At 69.9% G+C, this 5,542-nt stretch carries 4 protein-coding genes; 1 reads left to right on the top strand and 3 read right to left on the bottom strand.

The window, feature by feature from the left end; all coding sequences use genetic code 11:
• Positions 1 to 85 precede the first annotated feature (85 nt).
• The 3 genes from glgX to AB0C29_RS31170 all read right to left on the bottom strand — a co-directional run bounded on the left by glgX (position 86) and on the right by AB0C29_RS31170 (position 4,201).
• Complete coding sequence (gene glgX / locus AB0C29_RS31180; protein ID WP_360827638.1) at positions 86 to 2,194, bottom strand: glycogen debranching protein GlgX; 2,109 nt, start codon at positions 2,192 to 2,194, stop codon at positions 86 to 88.
• A gap of 136 nt (positions 2,195 to 2,330) precedes the next feature.
• Positions 2,331 to 3,158 carry a PRC and DUF2382 domain-containing protein gene (locus AB0C29_RS31175; protein ID WP_360827635.1) on the bottom strand — a complete coding sequence of 276 codons (828 nt, stop codon included), beginning with the start codon at positions 3,156 to 3,158 and terminating at the stop codon, positions 2,331 to 2,333.
• A 329-nt stretch (positions 3,159 to 3,487) separates the two neighbouring features.
• On the bottom strand, positions 3,488 to 4,201 hold the full coding sequence (locus tag AB0C29_RS31170; RefSeq protein WP_360827632.1) for a TetR/AcrR family transcriptional regulator C-terminal domain-containing protein: 714 nt from the start codon (positions 4,199 to 4,201) through the stop codon (positions 3,488 to 3,490).
• A gap of 99 nt (positions 4,202 to 4,300) precedes the next feature.
• Here AB0C29_RS31170 and AB0C29_RS31165 point away from each other — a divergent pair.
• On the top strand, positions 4,301 to 5,542 hold a 1,242-nt coding region (locus AB0C29_RS31165), incomplete at its 3' end, for a DHA2 family efflux MFS transporter permease subunit (protein WP_360827629.1).

Raw genomic sequence — 5,542 nt, 5'->3', positions numbered from 1 at the left:
CAGCGGGCGGACGGCGAGCTCGTAGAAGCGGTGGCTCAGCGCGATCCCGGACACGGCCTCAGCGTGCCGTACCGCGCAACCGGTTTCAGTACCGGCAGCGCAGCACGACCATGGTGTGGCCCTCGACGTTGCGCTGACCGCCCGCCTTGGTCGTGCGGCGCCTGGCGGCCAGCAGCGGGTCGGCCGTGTCGACCACGGTCTCCCAGGTACGGCCGTACGAGCGCGGCGGCAGGGTGAACGTCACGCCCTCGGAAAGCGGGTTGAACAGCACCAGGAACGAGTCGTCCCGGATCTCCTCGCCCAGCGCGCCACGCTCGGGGATGCCGTGGCCGTTGAGGAACACCGTCATCGTCATGCCCGACCGGGTGTTCCAGTCCGGCTCGGTCATCGGCTCGCCGTCGCGGCGCAGCCAGGCGATGTCGGGCACCTTGGAATCCCCGGCCGGTTCGCCGGTGAAGAAGCGGCGGCGGCGGAAGATCGGGTGGTCGGCGCGCAGCTTGGTCAGCGACGCGGTGAAGCGGGTCTGCACGTCGTGCATACGGGCGTCTTCCCAGTCGACCCAGCTCAGGTCGCTGTCCTGGGCGTACACGTTGTTGTTGCCGTGCTGGGTGCGGCCCAGTTCGTCGCCGTGGGCGATCATCGGCACGCCCTGCGACAGCAGCAGCGTGGTGAGGAAGTTGCGCTTCTGCCGCTCGCGCAGCTTGACCACCTCGGCGTCCTCGGTGGGTCCCTCGACGCCGCAGTTCCACGACCGGTTGTGGCTCTCGCCGTCGCGGTTGTCCTCGCCGTTGGCCTCGTTGTGCTTCTCGTTGTACGACACCAGGTCGTTGAGGGTGAAGCCGTCGTGCGCGGTGACGAAGTTGATCGACGCGATCGGGCGCCGGCCGTCGATCTCGTACAGGTCGGAGGAGCCGGTGAAGCGGGAGGCGAACTCGCCCAGGCTGCCCGGCTCGCCGCGCCAGAAGTCGCGGACGGTGTCGCGGTACTTGCCGTTCCACTCGGTCCACAGCGGCGGGAAGCCACCGACCTGGTAGCCGCCGTCGCCGACGTCCCACGGCTCGGCGATCAGCTTGACCTGGCTGACGATCGGGTCCTGGTTGACCAGGTCGAAGAACGCGGCCAGCCGGTTCACCTCGTGGAACTCGCGGGCCAGGGCGGAGGCCAGGTCGAAGCGGAAGCCGTCGACGTGCATGTCGGTCACCCAGTAGCGCAGCGAGTCCATGATCAGCCGCAGCGACTCGTGGTGGCGCACGTTGAGGCTGTTACCGGTGCCGGTGGTGTCGTAGTAGTACTGCTTGTCGTCGTCGACGAGCCGGTAGTACGCCGGGTTGTCGATGCCGCGGAACGACAGCGTCGGGCCGAGGTGGTTGCCCTCGGCGGTGTGGTTGTAGACCACGTCCAGGATGACCTCGATGCCGGCCGCGTGCAGGGCCTTGACCATCGACTTGAACTCCTGCACCTGGCCGCCGTGCCCGCCGAACGAGGCGTAGTCGTTGTGCGGGGCGAAGAAGCCGATGGTGTTGTAACCCCAGTAGTTGCGCAGACCGCGGTCGACCAGGGTGCTGTCGTGCACGAACTGGTGCACCGGCATCAGCTCGACGGCGGTGACCCCGAGCTCCTTGAAATGCTTGATCATCGTCGGGTGGGCCAGACCCGAGTAGGTGCCGCGGACGTCCTCGGGGATGCCCGGGTGACGCTGGGTCATGCCCTTGACGTGCGCCTCGTAGATCACCGTCTGGTGGAACGGGATCTTCAGCGGCCGGTCGTTGGCCCAGTCGAAGAACGGGTTGATCACCACCGAGCGCATCGCGTACGGCGCCGAGTCCTCGTGATTGACCTCGCCGGGGTTGCCGAAGTTGTAGGAGAACAGCGCGTTGTTCCACTCGTGGTGCCCGTCGATCGCCTTCGCGTACGGGTCGAGCAGCAACTTCGACGGGTTGCAGCGCAGCCCGGTGGCCGGGTCGTACGGGCCGTGCACGCGGTAGCCGTACCGCTGACCGGGCACGACCCGCGGCAGGTAGCCGTGCCACACCAGGGCCTCGCGCTCCGGAAGGTCGATCCGGGTCTCTGTGCCGTCGTCGTCGAACAGGCACAGCTCGACCCGGTCCGCGATCTCGGAGAAGAGCGCGAAGTTGGTCCCTCCGCCGTCGTACGTGGCCCCCAGCGGGTACGGCGAGCCGGGCCAGATCTTCATGTCTCTCCTCCACCTGCGGACGCTCCGCGCAAGGCTTCCCACTCTGCCGTGCCTCGAACCCTGAATGCGATGCGGGGCAGGACACACCGCGACACCCCCCGGACACCAGGATCCGGGGGGCGCCGAATGGTAAAGATCAGCGGCGGCTGGTCTGGTCGTCGAAGTCGATCTGCTCCTTGCGGACCTCACCGGAGACGCGCTCCTCGTCGGTGACGGTCTCCTTGCCCAGGCGCACGCGCTCCACCGGCACGGCCTCGGTGTCGACCACCGGGCGCTCGGCATGCAGCGTGACCTCGTGCTCGTCGGAGGAGATGTCCGGACCGTCGAGGGCCGAGCCCCGGTTGGCGTCCGTGATCGGCTCGCGCTCCAGGCGTACCTCCTCGCGGGTGACCGGCACGGTGACCTGCTCCTGCTCGGTCACGACGTACTTGCGCAGCCGGGCCCGGCCGGCCTCCTCGGTGCGCGTCCCGGCGACCAGGCGCTCCTCGGAGCGGGTCATGGCGTCGTCGGTGTCCGGCCCGGAGATGTCACCGCGGTCGTCGCTGCTGTCGTACGAGCTGCCGGTCGTGGTGCCGGTGGTGTTCGTCGTGGTGCCGGACGTACGGGTCGTGTCGGTGTAGCCGTCACCGTCCCGGTCCAGGTTGCCGCCGGTCGACGAGAGGCCGTAGTAGCGGTAGAGCTCGTCCTCCTCGGCGGGGCTGAGCCGGCCGTCGGGGTCGATCCGCGGGGCGTCCTTCACCTGGTCCTTGCTGAACGCGACGATGATCCGGTCGCCCTCGAGGCTGGCGCCCTCCAGCGGCACGAAGCTCTGCTTGGTGCCGAACAGCCCGGTCTTCACCGAGACCCATTCCGGGTTGCCGGTCTGCGCGTCCAGGTAGACGTCGGCCGCCGAACCGATCTTGGTGCCGTCGGTCTCGTGGACGTCGGAGCCGAGCAGCTTCTGGGTGTCGTTCTGGGTGAGCATGCTGTTTCCTTTCCGGGTGGGTGGGCACGACCGAGTGACCGGCCGGCCCCGGTATGCGGTGGTGCGGTTTTCCGGTGATGCGGACGGTCAGCGCCCGGGGCCCGCCTGGTCGAATGCGGTGGAGTCGTCGCGGGAATACCGCGTCGCACCTTCCTGGCGCGCATTTCGGGGACTGTTCATGACCGGCTCCGGGGGAGGTGCCTGCGGGGGGTCGATCATCGAAGCCGCTGCTCAGCGCCGCGGTCCGACATCCTTACGCTGGCAAAAGTGCCCGGCTGTTTACCGCATAAACAGGCGATCTTTAATTCTTTCCGGCAGTGCTCAGGACGTTATTGATCGCCATTCCGGGGTAACGCCTGTCCCCGGCCCCGCGGCCGGGCGGGCAGCATGAGCGCGATCCGGTCGAGCAGCGTCTCGAGCGCCTCCTCGAAGTCCGCGGCCGAGTGGTCCTGCGACAGGTGCGGCTCCAGGCGCCGCAGCACCGGGTACGCGCTCAGGTCGTGCACCGGGGCCACCTCCGGCTCCTCCACCGGGCCGGTCTCGACGCCCAGGGCGGAGACCTCCAGCAGCAGATGGCCGAGCAGGAAGCTGCTGAACGCCCGGTACACCGCGGCGGCGTCCTCGTCGGAGAAGCCGGCCGACGTCATGACCTGCAGCAGCGACTCGATCCCGCGCAGGCTGCGCAGCGGGGGCCGGACCCAGGGCGCCGCCGCCGGCCGGGTGGCCACCAGCGGGAACACCTCGGGGTGGGCCAGCGCGATCCGCCGCAGCCCGTGGGCCAGTCGCTGGAGGTAGTCGACCCAGCCGCCCGGCGCGTCCAGGCCCAGGCCGGGGTCGCCGTACAGCTCGTCCACGACCGACTCGACCACCGCGTCCAGCAAGGCTTCCCGGCCGGGCAGGTGGCGGTACAGCGCCATGCCCTCGACCCCGAGGTACGCCCCGAGCCGCCGCATGGTCAGCTCCCGCAGGCCGCGCTCGTCGATGAAACGCACGGCGGCCCGCACGATGCGTTGCTGATCGAGCCCCGTCTCGCCGTTCCGCATGGACCCTCCGACCCGTACGCCGCACAGCCGGATGAAGTGTGTCACGCCGCCCCGCCGGGTTCCGCGGACAGCGCCGCGCGAAGGAGTAGAAAGGACCCGATGCCCGAGCTCAGTCCCCGCCGCCGCCAGCTGGTGCTCGCGATCTGCTGCCTGAGCCTGTTCATCGTCGGGCTGGACGTCACGATCGTGAACATGGCGCTGCCCTCGTTGCGGGCCGACCTGGACGCGTCCGTCTCCTCGCTGCAGTGGGTGCTGGACGCGTACACGTTGGTGCTGGCGAGCCTGCTGATCCTGTCCGGCTCGACCGCCGACCGGGTCGGCCGGCGGCGCACCTTCCAGACCGGGCTGGCGCTGTTCACCGTCGGGTCGCTGCTGTGCAGTGTGGCGCCGGGGCTGGGCTGGCTGATCGTGTTCCGGATGGTGCAGGCGGTGGGCGGCTCGATGCTCAACCCGGTCGCCATGTCGATCATCACGAACACGTTCACCGAGCCCCGCGAGCGCGCCCGGGCCATCGGCGTCTGGGGCGGGGTGGTCGGGCTGAGCATGGCGCTGGGGCCGGTGCTGGGCGGTCTGCTGGTCGCCGGGCTGGGCTGGCGGTCGATCTTCTGGATCAACGTGCCGGTCGGGGTGGCCGCGATCGTGCTGGCCGCGCTGTACGTCCCCGAGTCGCGGGCCGAGCACCCGCGCCGCATCGACCCGGTCGGTCAGGTGCTCGTGCTGCTGGTCCTGGCCTCGGTCACGTTCGGCATCATCGAGGGCCCGAACGCCGGCTGGGGTTCGCCGCTGATCGTCGGGTGCTTCGTGCTGGGGGCCGTGGCGCTGGTCTCGCTGCTGGCGTACGAGTCACGCCGCACCGAGCCGCTGCTGGATCTGCGCTTCTTCCGCAGCGTGCCGTTCTCCGGCGCGACCGTCATCGCGGTCTGCGCCTTCGGCGCGCTCGGCGGCTTCCTGTTCCTCAACTCGCTGTATCTGCAGGAGGTGCGCAGCCTGTCGGCGCTGCAAGCGGGCCTGTACACGTTGCCGATGGCGGCGCTGACCGCGGTGATCGCGCCGCTGTCGGGCCGGATGGTCGGCGCCCGCGGGCCCCGGCTGCCGCTGATCCTGGCCGGCTCGGCGATCGCGCTGGCGATGCTGCCGCTCACCCGGCTCACCGCGGACACCCCGGTCTGGCTGCTGTTCACCGCGTACGCGATGTTCGGTTTCGGCTTCGGCATGGTGAACGCGCCGATCACCAACACGGCCGTCTCCGGCATGCCCCGCGCCCAGGCGGGCGTGGCCGCGGCGATCGCCTCGACCAGCCGTCAGGTCGGCGCCGCGCTCGGCGTGGCCGTCGTCGGCGCC

The organism is Actinoplanes sp. NPDC048791 (assembly GCF_040650095.1).
Taxonomy (GTDB): Bacteria; Actinomycetota; Actinomycetes; order Mycobacteriales; family Micromonosporaceae; genus Actinoplanes.
This window is presented reverse-complemented; position numbering and strand designations above follow the sequence as displayed.